At 46.1% G+C, this 14604-nt stretch carries 15 protein-coding genes and 1 pseudogene; all 16 read left to right on the forward strand.

Annotated features, from left to right (window positions below; all coding sequences use genetic code 11):
* Positions 1 to 317 precede the first annotated feature (317 nt).
* The 16 genes and pseudogenes from L2082_RS14365 to L2082_RS14440 all read left to right on the forward strand — a co-directional run bounded on the left by L2082_RS14365 (position 318) and on the right by L2082_RS14440 (position 14395).
* A complete protein-coding gene (locus tag L2082_RS14365; protein WP_446009472.1) occupies positions 318 to 1091 on the forward strand; it encodes an outer membrane lipoprotein-sorting protein in 774 nt (257 codons plus the stop codon).
* Between the two features lie 71 nt (positions 1092 to 1162).
* The gene (locus L2082_RS14370) at positions 1163 to 2377 is read left to right on the forward strand and encodes an ABC transporter permease (RefSeq protein ID WP_446009471.1); all 1215 of its coding nucleotides are present in this window, start codon (positions 1163 to 1165) and stop codon (positions 2375 to 2377) included.
* A gap of 1055 nt (positions 2378 to 3432) precedes the next feature.
* Positions 3433 to 3999 carry a nitroreductase family protein gene (locus L2082_RS14375; protein ID WP_446009470.1) on the forward strand — a complete coding sequence of 189 codons (567 nt, stop codon included), beginning with the start codon at positions 3433 to 3435 and terminating at the stop codon, positions 3997 to 3999.
* Positions 3996 to 4850 (forward strand): class I SAM-dependent methyltransferase, encoded by an 855-nt coding sequence (locus tag L2082_RS14380; protein WP_446009469.1) that lies wholly within the window; start codon positions 3996 to 3998, stop codon positions 4848 to 4850. Before L2082_RS14375 ends, L2082_RS14380 begins: the two co-directional genes overlap by 4 nt.
* A 109-nt stretch (positions 4851 to 4959) precedes the next feature.
* Entirely contained in the window at positions 4960 to 6387 is a 1428-nt protein-coding gene (locus L2082_RS14385; RefSeq protein WP_446009468.1) for a hypothetical protein, read from the forward strand.
* Positions 6388 to 6472: 85 nt separating this feature from the next.
* Positions 6473 to 7012: a GNAT family N-acetyltransferase gene (locus tag L2082_RS14390; protein WP_446009467.1), complete on the forward strand. Its 540-nt coding sequence runs from the start codon at positions 6473 to 6475 to the stop codon at positions 7010 to 7012.
* Positions 7013 to 7057: 45 nt separating this feature from the next.
* Positions 7058 to 7897, forward strand: coding sequence for an SAM-dependent methyltransferase (locus L2082_RS14395; protein ID WP_446009466.1), 840 nt, complete (start codon positions 7058 to 7060; stop codon positions 7895 to 7897).
* 514 nt (positions 7898 to 8411) lie between these two features.
* Positions 8412 to 10106, forward strand: coding sequence for an AAA family ATPase (locus tag L2082_RS14400; protein WP_446009465.1), 1695 nt, complete (start codon positions 8412 to 8414; stop codon positions 10104 to 10106).
* 145 nt (positions 10107 to 10251) lie between these two features.
* Entirely contained in the window at positions 10252 to 10521 is a 270-nt protein-coding gene (locus L2082_RS14405) for a type II toxin-antitoxin system prevent-host-death family antitoxin (RefSeq protein WP_446009464.1), read from the forward strand.
* The gene (locus tag L2082_RS14410) at positions 10518 to 10772 is read left to right on the forward strand and encodes a type II toxin-antitoxin system RelE family toxin (RefSeq protein WP_446009463.1); all 255 of its coding nucleotides are present in this window, start codon (positions 10518 to 10520) and stop codon (positions 10770 to 10772) included. The genes L2082_RS14405 and L2082_RS14410 overlap by 4 nt, the downstream gene beginning before the upstream one ends.
* A 254-nt stretch (positions 10773 to 11026) precedes the next feature.
* Positions 11027 to 11677 carry a hypothetical protein gene (locus tag L2082_RS14415; protein WP_446011893.1) on the forward strand — a complete coding sequence of 217 codons (651 nt, stop codon included), beginning with the start codon at positions 11027 to 11029 and terminating at the stop codon, positions 11675 to 11677.
* Positions 11678 to 11732: 55 nt separating this feature from the next.
* Positions 11733 to 12272 (forward strand): annotated as a pseudogene (locus L2082_RS14420) (GNAT family N-acetyltransferase).
* A 131-nt stretch (positions 12273 to 12403) separates the two neighbouring features.
* Complete coding sequence (locus L2082_RS14425) at positions 12404 to 12637, forward strand: CopG family transcriptional regulator (RefSeq protein ID WP_446011130.1); 234 nt, start codon at positions 12404 to 12406, stop codon at positions 12635 to 12637.
* Between the two features lies 1 nt (position 12638).
* Positions 12639 to 13031, forward strand: coding sequence for a PIN domain-containing protein (locus L2082_RS14430; RefSeq protein ID WP_446011129.1), 393 nt, complete (start codon positions 12639 to 12641; stop codon positions 13029 to 13031).
* A gap of 82 nt (positions 13032 to 13113) precedes the next feature.
* Positions 13114 to 13308 carry a hypothetical protein gene (locus L2082_RS14435; protein ID WP_446011128.1) on the forward strand — a complete coding sequence of 65 codons (195 nt, stop codon included), beginning with the start codon at positions 13114 to 13116 and terminating at the stop codon, positions 13306 to 13308.
* A 34-nt stretch (positions 13309 to 13342) separates the two neighbouring features.
* On the forward strand, positions 13343 to 14395 hold the full coding sequence (locus L2082_RS14440; RefSeq protein ID WP_446011127.1) for an ABC transporter permease: 1053 nt from the start codon (positions 13343 to 13345) through the stop codon (positions 14393 to 14395).
* The last annotated feature ends 209 nt before the right edge of the window (positions 14396 to 14604 follow it).

A 14604-nucleotide genomic window follows, 5' to 3' on the forward strand; every position in this document is an offset into this window, starting at 1 on the left:
TTATCTATTTTTCGCAACTCTTCTCTGGATAGGTGCATGCGAACTCAGAACGTGGATAGATCTCGTAAAAAACGTTGTGACCCTTAAACTATCGTGATCTTCTTTTTTTGTCCAATCTTTTTTTGTGTGGAATGAGGGGGGTGAACGGTTACCATCCACCTTTTCCATGAGGCAGAAACCATTGATCCCTGTTGAAGCGAGATTGGACTCCGCTTAGCAACGATATTGAAAGAGTACGGACTGGTAAATCACAGCATCTGGAAAGAAACCCCGTATTCATAGGATATAATAACGCATCTTTTCAAGGAGAATAAATAATGGGACAACATAGAAGACGACACAGAGCAACACACTTGGCAATAATAGTAGCGATGCTGCTTACCCTGCTGCCTGTATCATCTTTTGCTGATGAGGCCGCAGAGATCATTAAAAAGGTTGAGGATAACCTGAACGGTAAAACAGCAACCATGAAGATCACTATGACGGTCAAGACCAAGCGGGCCGAGCGTACCATGAAAATGGAAAGCTGGTCCGTGGGCAAGGATAAATCTTTTATTAAGATCCTCTATCCGGGCAAGGACAAGGGCATCACCTTTCTGAAAATGGATAACTCCATGTGGCAATATGTGCCCCGCATAGAAAAGACAATCAAGATCCCGGCCTCCATGATGCTCCAGAGCTGGATGGGCAGTGATTTCAGCAATGACGATCTGGTGCGGGAAAGCTCTATCAGTGAGGATTACACGGTCAAGCTGCTGAACGAGACAGAAGAGGTGTATACCGCAGAGCTGCTCCCCAAGGAAGAGGCTGCGGTTGTCTGGGGCAAGATTATCATGGATATATCAAAGCAGTATTACCTGCCAAGCAAGGTTCGCTATTTTGATGAAGAGGGGATGCTGATCCGGGAACTGGCCTATACCAAGGTTCAGCCCTTTGGTGAACGTTTTTATCCCACCAAATGGGTTATGGATCCCAAAGAGCCGGAAAAGGCAGGTCATCAGACAGTGATGGAGGTGTCTGATGCAGTTTTTGATGGCCCGGTCAGTGAATCCTATTTCAGCAAAAGGGCATTGAAACGTTATTCTGATTAGGATGTTTTTTGTAGGGGCACGGCACGCCGTGCCCCTACTCATCGAAAAAACAGAACGCCGAAGGATCTCCCATGAAAATGGCCTTGAGAAACATAGCAGCCTATAAAAAACGGACCATTGTCACGGTGCTGTTGACCAGCCTGACAACTGCGCTATTGGTTTTTGCCTCAGCCTGGCTGGACGGCTCCCACCAGACCATGATCAAAAATGCCGTGGAAATCTATCCGGGCTATCTCCAGATTACCGGCAAGGAGTTCCGTGATAAACCCAGTTATGAACACCTGATCTTTGACAGCACCACAATCCGGGAAAAACTGGCAGGCATAGAAGGCATTGCCATTTCTGCTGCCCGTTTTGAATCCTTTGTCCTTTATTCTGCTGACGAAAAGGCTGTGGGCGGGATGCTTACCGGGATCGAACCGGAAAAAGAGGCTGGCCTGTCCCGAATCAGTGCCTCTTTACAGGAGGGGGAATATCTCACGGCTGAGGATACCAATCAGGTGTATATCGGCAATGAGCTGGCAAAGCGGCTCAAGGTTGGGATAGGGGATGAGATTGCCTTTGTGGGCAACGGGGCTGATTACTCCTTTGCTGCTGATAACCTGCGGGTCAAGGGTATTTTTCAGACCGGCTTGTACGAATTTGATACCTCCACGGCTTTTCTCAATCTGGCCTATTTTGAGGAGATCATGGCAGCCACCAATTATGCCACCCATTTTATTGTCATGCCAGAGCGTCCTGAGCAGGTTGAGGCCTTGGCGGCACAAATCAGCACGGCTCTTGGCTCGGAATACGCTGTAGAGAGCTGGCAACAGATCATGGCCCAATTGGTCAAGGCTATGCAAATGGACTCGGTCTTTGGCTATATCACCCTGGGAATCTTTTTCATTGTCATCTTTTTCGTGATTATGATCTACACCCTGCTGACGGTTTATTCCCGGATTCGGGAAATCGGAGTGCTGCGGGCCATTGGTACCACCCCGAAACAGATTCTTGGGATGCTGATGCTGGAAAGTGTTCTGCTGGCTGTTGTAAGCGTGGTTCTTGGCGGGTTGATCGGGGGAGCTGTGGCCTATTATTTTAACCTCAACCCTATTCCCATGTCTGGCTTTGAAGAGCAGTTTAAGCAGTATGGCTTGGCGGTTTCGGCAATGCCCACGGCTTTTCAGCCTCTGGTTATTCTCCGTGATATGGTGGTGATGTTTGTTCTCTCCGTGCTGTCTACGCTGTATCCGATCTTGAAGATTAATCGGTATCGACCTGTTGAGGCTATGCGGCATGTGTAGGAGGGGCAGGTAGAAAATATTGTTTCCTACTGGTGCCCAAGCTCTGCTTGGGTACTAACGCCGTGAAGCTCGGCTTCATAAGGGAAGCAGAGCTTCAGGAATAAAGGTTCCCAAGCTGGAGCTTGGGAACCAGGAAAACAATGTGCCGCTAATGCGAGAAATTATGCATAAAAGGAACATATGTTCAGACTACTTTTAGTGGTAATACTTCTTCCACTCACGCTGCAAGCTAAAGAAACCCCGCCTCAATACAGAGGTGAATTTACTATGAGGTACGCTCAATTCATTCATGAATTCCGGGGCCGCGACTGGCAGCACATGAAGAAGTACGAAACTGAAACCACCAAGTGTGGCTTAGGCCCAGGCGAAGAGGGCATTGGCTGCATAGAAAAAGTTTACAGTAAGAATCATGAATGTATAAGTGAAGTACTATTTGCACTAAAACAAGGGTGCAAAATACATAACTCGAAAGGTGAAATCTTGTGCATATCTCCACCGCAGTGGAATGATCAATCAATAATAATATTGGGTGCTAGAGCGTCCTTAACATACAATGCTGAGAAAAACATAATTTCAGTCAATCATCTCATATGCGGAGGTGATTAAATTTGCTGGTGCCCAAGCTTCGCTTCAGTGAGAAGCAGAGCTTCAGAAACAAAGGATTCCCAAGCTGGAGCTTGGGAACCAGGAACATCTGTCAGAAGCATTCAAACAAGTAAAAGCTCTGTTCACTCGTTTGTCAGGAGCATTTACATGTTTGAACACAGTGTTTGTACGTTACTCAAGAGCAAGCAAACATATGTCAGGAGCTTCCCAACAAGCAAAAGCTCTGTTCACTCGTTTGTCAGGAGCATTTACATGTTTGAACATAGCGTTTACACGTTGCTCAAGAGCAAACAGACGTATGTTTGGAGCATTTGCATGTTGAACAAGAGGATTCAAACGTATCTTGAGAGCTTTTATATGTCTGAACACTGTATTTACTCGTCTGAACGGAGCATTCAGACGTGCAAGAGCTGTGAGTAAACGAATGTAACAGAGAGGTAGACAACGCAATGACCTATGAAGAATTATTAAAAAAACGACGCTCCGTAAGAAAATACCAGGACAAACCTGTTGCGGTCGAGCTTATCCAGGAGATGATCAAGGAAAGCACGCTTGCCCCCAATGCAGGCAATGAACAGCCGTGGAAGTTTATCATCGTTAACAACAGAGAGATGCTGCAGAAAATCTCGGACGAGAGCAAGAAAAACATCCTGGCCCGCATTGCAGCGAATCCTGATGATTATGCCAAGAAATATCAGGGGATGTTGCAAAATGAGTCGTTCAATGTCTTTTACAATGCGCCGTGCCTGATGATGATTCTCGGACTTTCTCATCTGAAAAATCTCCATGTTGATTGCGCCCTGGCAGCTGGTTATTTCATGCTGGCGGCAAGCTCCAGAGGTCTGGGAACATGCTGGGTGAACCTCGGTACTGAGATACATGACCCGGAGATGCTCAGGGAGCTGGCGATACCGGACAACTGCACTATTGTGGCTCCGATCATCCTGGGCTACCCGGAAAATATCCCTTCTGTGCCCAAGAGAAAGGAAGCGGAAATCGTAAAAATTATCAGATGAAGCACAACAAACCGAGCATGACGGCCCGCAAGGTCGCTCTGAACATTGTCACTCTCGGCTCACAACCCGGAATGGACACAGTTCTTCCTCGCGGGATTGTTGATGCCACGGCAAGGTTACTTGTTGTATCAGGTGCTGCCGGGGAAAGGACAGTCCGGTTGGCCCGCTCTCCCCGAATGATTGCTGTGTATGAAGCCTTTGACTGGATGCTGCCGGGCCAGTTTGAGGCATTTGCCCATCGCAAGGCGTTTTGTGAACAGCAGGTACGGGACAGTATCAGCAGCGGAGCGACCCAGGTGCTTGTCCTCGGAGCAGGATACGATACCTTGTGCTGTCGATTGGCACTGGAGTTTCCGGGAGTACGTTTTTTCGAGATTGATCATCCGGCCACATCTTCTCTGAAACAGAAAGGAGTTGAGGCGTTAGGAGCGAGTGAGAATCTTCACCTGATTGCGGAAGATTTGGGTGAGAGGGAACTGTCTGATGTGCTGAGAACAAATGCGAATTGGGACGTAACGGCGCAAAGTGTTATCCTTGCCGAAGGGCTTGTCATGTATTTAGCAACAGAAGCTGTGCAATCCTTGTTCAGGCAATGCGCGGCAAGTGTCGGTCAGGGATCGCGCATCGCCTTTTCCTACATTCCCAGCGGCGAAGATGGTCGGCCAGATGTCGGACGATGGACAGGGCTGATGCTTTGGCTCCAGAAAGTTGTCGGCGAGCCGTGGTTGTGGAGTATCCGGCCTGAAGAGCTTTCATCGTTTCTACAGCAGCATGGCTGGAGAGAGGCACCGGAGTTAATCAAGGGGTCAGATCGACACGGGGTGGAATTTTTTGCTGTTGCGGCGGTGTGATTGAAGTGGTTGTCTGGGGGGCGGAAGGAGAAAATGCGGCAAGCTTGCTGGCAATGGCATGGGAAGCTTTCCGTTTATTAATACCGACAAATCAGAGAAGGAGCAAAACATGAATGATCTCACAAAAGTCAATCCAACTGATCTTGTAGACCCACAAGCACAGCGAGCTGTTGATTTTCTTCAGCATATTGGTTTGCCTTGTGATAATATTATCGCCGCACAATCAGAACGAAATATTATCGGACAAAATTTACCTTCATATATTGAATCGCTTCCACATGAAATAAAGAAAGATGCAAGGTATTTGTCAAAATTTGTTGTTGGTGCAGGCTTTGGCTTGTTTGATTATTCACTAAATGCCATTTGGAATGAAGTCGTTTTAGACCTTCGAAAAAAAGCCATTGCATATGGGATAGATATTTTTTTTGATTCAGCAGTGGGTGGGAAAGCTAGGGACTTTTATAAGACTGAAGAAGATCTGGCTTCTTTAAAAGATGCCGTTTTGCTTGATACTTGCAGAAAACTTGAACTTATCTCTGATACTACTTATAAGAAGCTCAAGCATATACTTGAAATGCGGAATGATATAGGCATTTCTCATCCAACAAACTATACTATCAATGCATTCGAACTGTTAGGTTGGCTTCAGACCTGTATCCAAGATGTCTTAAATGATCAGCCAACTGAAGCCGCTCTTCAAGTTCAAGTATTTATTCAAAACCTTAAAACGTATACATCCCCTATTGATCTTGCTACCCAGAGAACGATAGAGAGCAAAATTAGAGAATTGGCAAGTCATCATCTTGCCAGTATCCTGCGAACAACTTTCGGGATTTTTGTGTCTCCTGGTACAGACCCCCAAGTCCGGAAAAACATATCAGTTATTGCGCCCACCATCTGGTCCAACTGTTCAGATGACCCAAAATATAAAATCGGCATCATCTTAGAAGGTTACAATACAAACTTACATAAAGATAAGTATCAACTTGGTGAACAATTTTTACAGGTTGTTGATGGTAATTCATACAGAACACCAAATGAAAGAGCCATAATGGTTGACACATTACTTGATCAACTTCTGGAAAAGCATAGCGGTTGGGATAATTTTCATCACGAAGCACCCGTTGCAGATCTTATTTCTTCCTACATCCACGAACAAAACGACATATTACAAAACAATGCTGATAAGCTCGTAAAAGTCATATTAATGTGTCGTATTGGCCGAGATGTTAATTATTGTGATGGAATATCTCCTCGGGGGAAAGTTTATTATGAGCAGATACTATCTCTTCTTGGAGATAAATATACACCAAATGCTATGGCAGCGTTGACACATTACGAAATACAACGAAAATTGGATGATGCTTCTTGTCGGAGGAAAGCGAAAGAAGCATTGGAGATAGTAAAGCAGAGTGTTGTAAACAGCAGACTAATTGAATGCTTGGATTTTTTGGTCAACCATATTGAAAAAACGGGTAAATGCGTTTTCGATAGTCGATTCAAACGTCTTTCTTCAAACTATATTGCTTGGCAATGATCTAACCACTGCTTCCAACCGACGCTCGTTCCTCGCGTGGCTGAAGCTGGCGTGAGCCATCCTGTAAAACAAACTGAAATTTTCCATGAAAACACAAAAGGTTCTCATCAGAGACGAAAAAGACACAGACCATAGCGTCATCTCAGATGTAACGCAAGCAGCGTTCGAAACGCTGGAGATCAGCAACCACACTGAACAATTCATCATTGAGGCATTACGAACTGCCAATGCCTTAACAGTATCATTAGTTGCGGAGGTAGACGGCCGTGTTGTAGGCCATATTGCCTTCTCTCCGGTAACCATGTCGGACGGCAGCACAAACTGGTACGGACTCGGTCCTGTTTCCGTGCTCCCGGACTTTCAACGCCAAGGGATCGGCAAGGTACTCATCCAGGAAGGATTGTCACGCCTGAAAGCACTTCACGCGAAAGGCTGCTGTCTGGTCGGGCACCCGGAATACTACCGACAATTCGGGTTCAAGAATGTTGAAGACCTCGCTCTTGAGGGCGTTCCGCAGGAAGTGTTCTTTGTGCTTTCCTTTGACGGGAACATCCCACAAGGCAATGTCCTATTTCGTGAAGGATTTACAGCAACCGGCCCGAAAAACGCTCCGGCTGACAACTAGAAATAGTCGCAGAACTGATGTGCTGCGGAATAATGAGGAGATACCATGTTTGAAGAATTAGAGAATATCAACCAACGCCCTGAACCCTTCCAGTATTACACGGCAAGTGATCTGTGGACAGATGAGCATACATCGAAGCAGATGCTTTCATACCATCTTAATGGGGATATCGATGTTTCTTCGCGAAACGCAGAGTTTATCAAGCGATCAGTGGAATGGATCGCGGCGCAGTTCAATATCGGCAAGGACACCAGGATAGCTGATTTCGGCTGTGGTCCGGGACTCTATGCAACAGCTTTGGCGAAGCACGGCGCACAAGTGACCGGTATCGATTTCTCCAGGAGCTCCATCGACTATGCCAAAGAAGTTGCAGCCCGTGAGCAGTTGGATATCAACTATCTGAACCAGAACTACCTGGAATTTGAGCCGGAAGAACAGTTCGATCTTGTTGTGATGATTATGTGTGATTTCTGCGTCCTCAGCCCGACGCAACGCAAGATGCTTCTCAGCAAATTCCATAACATGCTCAAACCAGGAGGATCGGTCCTGCTTGATGTGAACTCTCTCTCAGCGTTTGAACAACGGGAAGAGAGCGCGACCTATGAGCTGAACCAACTCAACGGATTCTGGTCGCCGAACAAGTATTACGGTTTTGTGAATACCTTCAAATACGATGAAGAGAAGGTCATTTTGGATAAGTACACAATCATTGAACCTGAACGTACCAGAGAGGTCTACAACTGGTTTCAGCATTTTACCCCTGAAGACCTTGAAAACGAATTTGTTGCGGCTGGCTTCTCCATCAAAGGGCTGTATTCCGACGTTGCAGGCAGCGCTTATGATCAGAAATCCAGTGAATTTGCAGTGATTTCCAGGAAAGCATGAACCCTTTTATTGATCACACAGCGATTACATACAGAGAAGATAAATATGGTGGCATCAGAATGAATTTTGAAAATTTGATAATGCTCCCTGTGGTTGGGAACATATTGATTTATTACTTCAAGATGAGGCCTGTTTTGGAAGCCGAAAGAGAATTCAGCTATTACAAGTTTTGGGTTTCGCCGTTTTATGTTTTCTCTACTGTTTTGAAATACCACGATATTTGTAAAAGAAAAAACAAATCGCTAAAATGGTTCCATTTGTTTCAACTGAATTTTGCTTTAACTGTAATTGGATTTATTATTTTGATATTACAGTGAAATGAGATCCAGCAACACAATGCAATGGATTACAGCATCTGAAAATAAATAAGTTGTCTACGATGCGGAGGAAAAATTATGGGCCAGATAACCATTTATCTTGATGACGACACTGAGAACAAACTAAAAAAAGTTGCAAAATCAAACCGTCTCTCCGTTAGCAAATGGATCGCAGGGCTTATTGAGGAAGGAAAGATATGAAAATTCCTTACGGCGAGAGCAACTTTAAAAAAATTATCACGCAGGCTTTTCTCTATATCGACAAAACCGAATATATCGTGGCATTGGAAGAAAACGCCAGCTACAATATCCTGCTCCGGCCCCGCCGCTTCGGTAAGAGCCTGTTTCTTTCCAGTCTCTGGTATTATTATGATATTAACTTTGAAGAAGAATTCGATGCGCTCTTCGGCAACCTCGCCATAGGAGAAAATCCCACCCCGCTGCACAACAGCTATCAGGTGCTCGCCTTTGATTTCAGCGGAATAGCAACCGGTGACACAGAAGCTGTACTCCGCAATTTCACCGGCAGGGTTGAAAGCTGTCTGCTTGATTTTCTGGAACGCTATGATTACGGCCCTGAAGCTGCTGCTGAGATCAGGGCCAAAGAAAGTCCGCAGGAAAAAACAGACTGCCTGTTCCGCCTGTGCCGGGGGAATAAAATCTATCTGCTCATTGATGAATACGACCATTTCGCTAATGCCATTCTCGGAGAGAGTTTGGAGCTGTTCACAGAAATCGTGGGCAAGGGAGGCGTTGTTCGCGCTTTTTATGAAACCATCAAAATTGCGGCAGGTCGTGGAACAGTGGATCGCCTCTTTCTCACCGGCGTGACCTCTATTACTCTGGACAGCATGACCAGCGGTTTTAATATCGGCGATAACATCACTTATCATCGGGATTTCAACCGGGCAATGGGTTTTACCAGCCAGGAAACAGAAGCGATGATTCGGCCTTTTGTCAAGAACTGCGGGCTTGATAATCAGGAGGTGATGTCTACCCTCGGCAGATGGTATAACGGCTACCGATTCAGCAGCCGTGCTGATGAGAAAATTTTTAACCCGGATATGGTGTTGTATTTTATCAGACATCTTGATATGGAAGAGTGCTGTTTTCCAGAACGGATGCTGGATGATAACATTGCCTCGGATTACGGAAAAATCATGCGGCTCTTCGGGGTCGGCGACCGGGAGAAAAATTTTCAAACTCTTGAGGAGTTGATCACCGAAGGCGAGATTCTCGGACGGCATAAGGGAAAACTTGATCTGGACATGAACAAGCCCTTTGAACGCAACGATTTTATCAGTCTGCTCCTCTCTATGGGTTTTATCACTCTCAGCGGCACGATGCTGAGTCAGTACCGCTACAGGGTGCCCAATTATGTTGTTCAGAAGCTGTATTATGACTATTTCAGAGCAGAGATTGAACAACGCAGCCGGATTACGGTCTCAAGCCACGCCATTGAAAACGCTGTGGCTGAACTGGCTCTGCATAATAATATAAAACCGTTGGTTAAGGAAATCAGCAGAGTACTGGAACTCTTTTCCAACCGGGATTTCATGCGCATGGATGAAAAGCACATCAAGGCCGTGATTCTGACTCTGCTCTACCAATCCGAGGTTTATTTCATTCAGAGCGAGCCCGAGGTAAATAACCGCTACCCGGATATCCTCCTGCTGGAGCGTAACCCCATTGAGGTGCAATATCAGTTTCTCTTTGAGCTGAAATACAGCAAGAAAAAAGACGGGGAAAAAGGGATGGCGGAAAAACGCGCTGAAGGGGTTGAACAGATCAGGGAGTATCAGGAACTTGCCGATATCAGACGCCTGCCCAAGCTGAAGTCATATCTCCTGCTCACCGATGGTAGCGAGATTGAGGCGGTGGAGGTCGATTAAGACGACTTTCCGTGATATTTTATTCATTAGGAAATTCTGAGCGAAAAAATCCTGCAACTGTTCAGCAGTTGACCGACCAGAATCGTCTAACTATAATACATATTATTATGCGAATAATTATATACCTTATTAGGAGAACAATACCATGCCCGCCACCGACTATCTTTCCGCCACCGCTTTGGCCAAAAAAACAGCTGCTGCTCTTGATTCCCTGGAACAGGGTGAGACAGGAAAACTCATCATTTTAAAAAACAACGCACCTAAAGCAGTTTTGCTCTCTTTCGAGGCATATGAAGCTTTGGAAGAAGAGCTGGAGGATCTGCGCTTGGCCGCCCTTGCCTTTGCCCGCCTGAAAACCTTCAAACCGGAAGAGGCCATCTCTCATGAAGAGATGCTGGAGAAATTCGGCAAATGAACTGGGCTATTATTTATCATCCCGGCGTTGAGAATGACCTAAAGAGGGTCGGTCCGTCCGCAGCCCGACGCATCCTGCGGGCCATAGACACAAAACTGACCCGTGCTCCCATGCAGTTCGGCGCACCGCTTTCCGGCAGCCTGTCCGAGTTTCGGAAATTGCGGATAGGAGATTACCGGGTGGTTTATCAGGTCACAGAGACCTCTGTTACCTACCGTGTACGTGCTCGCAGTCGGGCCGCGCAGAGATAAGGAAATTTATGATCTTGCATCCGGGAGGATGTAAAAAAACAGTTACTCCGGCCTGAAAATCTTCCATCGTTTTTACAGCAGCATGGCTGAAGAGAGGCACCGGAATTGATCAAGGGGTCAGATCGGCACGGGGTGGAATTTCTTGCTGTTGCGGTGGTGTGATTTAAGCGGTTGCCTGGGGGCTGTAACTAAAAAATGCGCAGGGTTATTGCTGGCAATAGCATAGAAAATCAATACTGTTAGGCGGAAAAGTCATGGGACACGAAAAGAAAACCTGTCATTTATCCGAGGAGGTAAATGCTCAGATGGAGCCGTTCTTTAAAGAGACTCTCAATCGTCTGAATTTGACCAAGACACAGATTCAGAAGCAGTCTAAGGAAGAGCTTAAAAATAGTCTATCTACTATTGAAGATGCTATCCGAAATTCATCATCATTTGGCGTACTCAAGGTTAGTATGTCGGCAAGTGCTGCCGCTTATATTGTTCAATCAAGATCAGAACATCATTTTGAAGTAGGAATTCTTCCACTGCTCCTTGAAAGCAAAAACCTAATTTTAAAAAGACTTGCTGGCTTTGGTGCTGATATTGTTCAAACAGAGCGAGCTATGCACGAGCAGAAGGTTGCTGCAATGAAGCAAAGCATAGCGAGACTGGACTTGTTTTGTCGTCTTTTAATTGGCTTTATACTCTGGTTAACATTTTTGTTTTCAATAATTAAGCTCCCTGCTAAATTTAACTGGACGTGGTTCACCGGTCACCAAAATGTAGTAGGACTCAGTTCATTGTCTGTGGTGATTGCTACTGGTTTGATTTGGTGTTTGTTAGAGAAGTCTAAGAATCGACGTTGGTTTGCCCTCGGCTCTATCGTCATAGCCGCCCTTATTGGTGGCATCACAATTCTATAATGAAAATGCCTGATAGCAAAATTTACTACTCTTTTCAAAAACGAAAGATTCTTTCATGAAACCACAAAACGTCCTGATCAGAGACGAAAAAGAAACATACCATAGTGCCATCTCGGATGTAACCCAAGCAGCGTTCGCAACAATGGAGATCAGCAACCACACTGAACAATTCATCATTGAGGCATTACGCACTGCCAATGCCCTGACAATCTCATTGGTTGCGGAGGTAGACGACCGTGTTGTAGGCCATATTGCCTTTTCTCCGGTAACCATATCGGACGATACCACAGACTGGTACGGACTCGGCCCGGTTTCCGTGCTCCCGGACGTTCAACGCCAGGGGATTGGCAAGGCACTTATCCAGGAAGGATTGTCACGCTTGCGAGCACTCCAGGCCAAAGGCTGCTGCCTGGTCGGGCACCCGGAATACTACCGACAATTCGGGTTCAAGAATGTTGAAGACCTCGCTCTTGAGGGCGTTCCGTAGGAAGTGTTCTTTGCTCTTTCCTTTGACGGGAACATACCGCAGGGCAACGTCATGTTTCACGAGGGATTCACCGCAACCGGCCCGAAAGACGCTCCGGCGGACAACTAAAAATCGTCGCAGAACTGATGTGCTGCGGAATAATGAGGAAATACCATGTTTGAAGAATTAGAGAAGAATTGACAAACCGTCACTCTGCAATTATAATTCCAATTATATTATAAATATATGGAGGTAAGCGTATGGGGCAGGTAACCATTTATCTTGATAATGAAACTGAAAACAAACTAAAAAAAGCTGCAAAATCAAGTTGTCTTTCTGTCAGCAAGTGGATCGCAGGGCTTATTGAGGAAAAGATTATGACTGAATGGCCTCAGGATGTTGTGAAGCTGGCAGGAAGCTGGAAGGATGATTTTCCAAGCATTGAAGAAATCAGGTCAAATGTCGGCCATGATAACCCGAGGGAAGGACTGTGAAATGTATCTCCTCGACACAAATACCTTGATTTACTTCTTTAAAGATATTGGTAAGGTGGCCGAAACATTACTGTCTAAGTCGCCAAAAGATATCTCTATACCCTCAATCGCTCTCTATGAGCTTGAAGTAGGAATTGCAAAATCAAACAATCCTGAGAAAAGAAAAAAGCAACTTGAAGCACTCACTTCAAGAATTACCGTTCAATCCTTTACCTTGCGTGAAGCTAAAGCGGCAGCAACGATCAGAGCAGATTTAGAGAAGCAGGGAACTCCTATAGGCCCGTATGATACCCTTATTGCAGGCATGGCTTTGAGCTTACATGCCACGCTGGTCACCAACAACACAAAAGAATTTCAAAGAGTTGTTGGTTTGACACTGGAAGATTGGTTCTGAAAAGATCATATACCACTATATATCAAGAACGCAAGAACGTCTGCCCCAAATTGATTCGCTCCAAACAGAGAGGGCGGAAATTATGAACACAATATCTCATTTTATGTCCCGAACCGTCCACAACGGATCAGTCAAACTCTCCACTGACTCCTTCGGCAGTAAAGCTGATGTTCCGGTTCTGCTGATAGCCGGGGCTATGGCTTCGGCCATCTTCTGGGAAGACAGCTTCTGCGCAAAAAAGATTCTGTGGTATATGCAGCAGGAACAAAATCACTAACCTTCCGCATAAAGATATACAGAGGATACACACCATGTTCACAACAACAACCAAAATCGCCTGGGCCTCGTTGACCCGGCGGCGCACCCGTTCAGTCCTGCTGGTGCTGATGATCGCGGTCAGCCTCTGGGGCCTGCTCTTTATGGAAGGGATCTATGACGGCATGACCGAACAGATGATTGCCAATGCCCTGCGCAGTGACAGCGGTCATATCTCTCTGTTTGGTAAAGGCTATCGCCTTGATCCTGATCTGTCCCGCTGGATCACCAGGGATCAGGAAGTGCTGGCAGTCCTTAGCAAGGATCCACGGGTCAAGACCGCAGTCACCCGCCTCAAGCAAGATGGTCTGGTGGCGACCGCCCACTACTCACGGGGTGCGGTCCTGCTGGGCATTGATCTGGAGGCAGAAGAACAGCACGGTCAGCTCGGCTCTTATCTGGATCAGGGCGAGTTTACCTTTGGTAAAAAGGGACGCCGGGCCATTATCGGCTATAAGTTGGCTGAGAAACTACACGTCCGAATAGGCAGCAAGATTATTATCTCGGCCCAGGACAGTCAGCAGGAGGTTTCCTCCCTGCCGGTGAGGATCAGCGGTATCCTCAAAACCAATAATATGGCTCTGGATGAACATGCAGTCTTGCTCAGTCAGGGGCAGATGCAACGGCTCTTATCGGTGGAGAACGGAGCAGCCCAGATCGCGGTCCTGCTCCATGATGAAATCGCACTTGCCCAGGTACAAGAGGATCTGAGCCGCCAATTCCCTGAGCTGGATGTACAACGTTGGGATGAACTGTACCCGGCCCTGCTCCAATCCAGAGAAATGATGAAGGTCTTTAATATGGTCACCAATATGTTGATTTTCTGCGTGGCTGCTCTGGGCATTTTCGGGGTGATGTTGGTTTCAGTATTGGAACGACTGCGGGAGTTTGGGATCATGCTGGCCATTGGCACCCGCTTCAGCGAGATCACCAGGATCATCCTGGCCGAGTCCTTTTTCATGGGCTTTCTCGGCTATGGCCTGGGAGCCTTGATCGGCTTTTCCACCCTCTTTTATTTTAAGATCTATGGCCTAATGGCACGACTTTAAGGCTTGGCCTTTATGAACGAGTTGTATTTATTGAGAATTCAGAAAATTAATTTAGCCACAGATGTCATAACATATTGACACGGCTATTGATTTCTTGTAATAATGAAATTTTCACATCAATAAGCTACAGAGAGACATATGACATTTTCAAAACCAATCAAAAAAATCGGTCACCAAATTAACAAGCTAAAAGCCCGCTTCTGTCAATC

Source organism: Candidatus Electrothrix sp. (assembly GCF_052785085.1).

Excerpts from the sequence above, each read along its gene's own strand:
- L2082_RS14365 (WP_446009472.1), top strand. The coding sequence starts at position 318 with ATGGGACAACATAGAAGACGACACAGAGCAACACACTTGGCAATAATA.
- L2082_RS14370 (WP_446009471.1), top strand. The coding sequence starts at position 1,163 with ATGAAAATGGCCTTGAGAAACATAGCAGCCTATAAAAAACGGACCATT.
- L2082_RS14375 (WP_446009470.1), top strand. The coding sequence starts at position 3,433 with ATGACCTATGAAGAATTATTAAAAAAACGACGCTCCGTAAGAAAATAC.
- L2082_RS14380 (WP_446009469.1), top strand. The coding sequence starts at position 3,996 with ATGAAGCACAACAAACCGAGCATGACGGCCCGCAAGGTCGCTCTGAAC.
- L2082_RS14385 (WP_446009468.1), top strand. The coding sequence starts at position 4,960 with ATGAATGATCTCACAAAAGTCAATCCAACTGATCTTGTAGACCCACAA.
- L2082_RS14390 (WP_446009467.1), top strand. The coding sequence starts at position 6,473 with ATGAAAACACAAAAGGTTCTCATCAGAGACGAAAAAGACACAGACCAT.
- L2082_RS14395 (WP_446009466.1), top strand. The coding sequence starts at position 7,058 with ATGTTTGAAGAATTAGAGAATATCAACCAACGCCCTGAACCCTTCCAG.
- L2082_RS14400 (WP_446009465.1), top strand. The coding sequence starts at position 8,412 with ATGAAAATTCCTTACGGCGAGAGCAACTTTAAAAAAATTATCACGCAG.
- L2082_RS14405 (WP_446009464.1), top strand. The coding sequence starts at position 10,252 with ATGCCCGCCACCGACTATCTTTCCGCCACCGCTTTGGCCAAAAAAACA.
- L2082_RS14410 (WP_446009463.1), top strand. The coding sequence starts at position 10,518 with ATGAACTGGGCTATTATTTATCATCCCGGCGTTGAGAATGACCTAAAG.
- L2082_RS14415 (WP_446011893.1), top strand. The coding sequence starts at position 11,027 with ATGGGACACGAAAAGAAAACCTGTCATTTATCCGAGGAGGTAAATGCT.
- L2082_RS14425 (WP_446011130.1), top strand. The coding sequence starts at position 12,404 with ATGGGGCAGGTAACCATTTATCTTGATAATGAAACTGAAAACAAACTA.
- L2082_RS14430 (WP_446011129.1), top strand. The coding sequence starts at position 12,639 with ATGTATCTCCTCGACACAAATACCTTGATTTACTTCTTTAAAGATATT.
- L2082_RS14435 (WP_446011128.1), top strand. The coding sequence starts at position 13,114 with ATGAACACAATATCTCATTTTATGTCCCGAACCGTCCACAACGGATCA.
- L2082_RS14440 (WP_446011127.1), top strand. The coding sequence starts at position 13,343 with ATGTTCACAACAACAACCAAAATCGCCTGGGCCTCGTTGACCCGGCGG.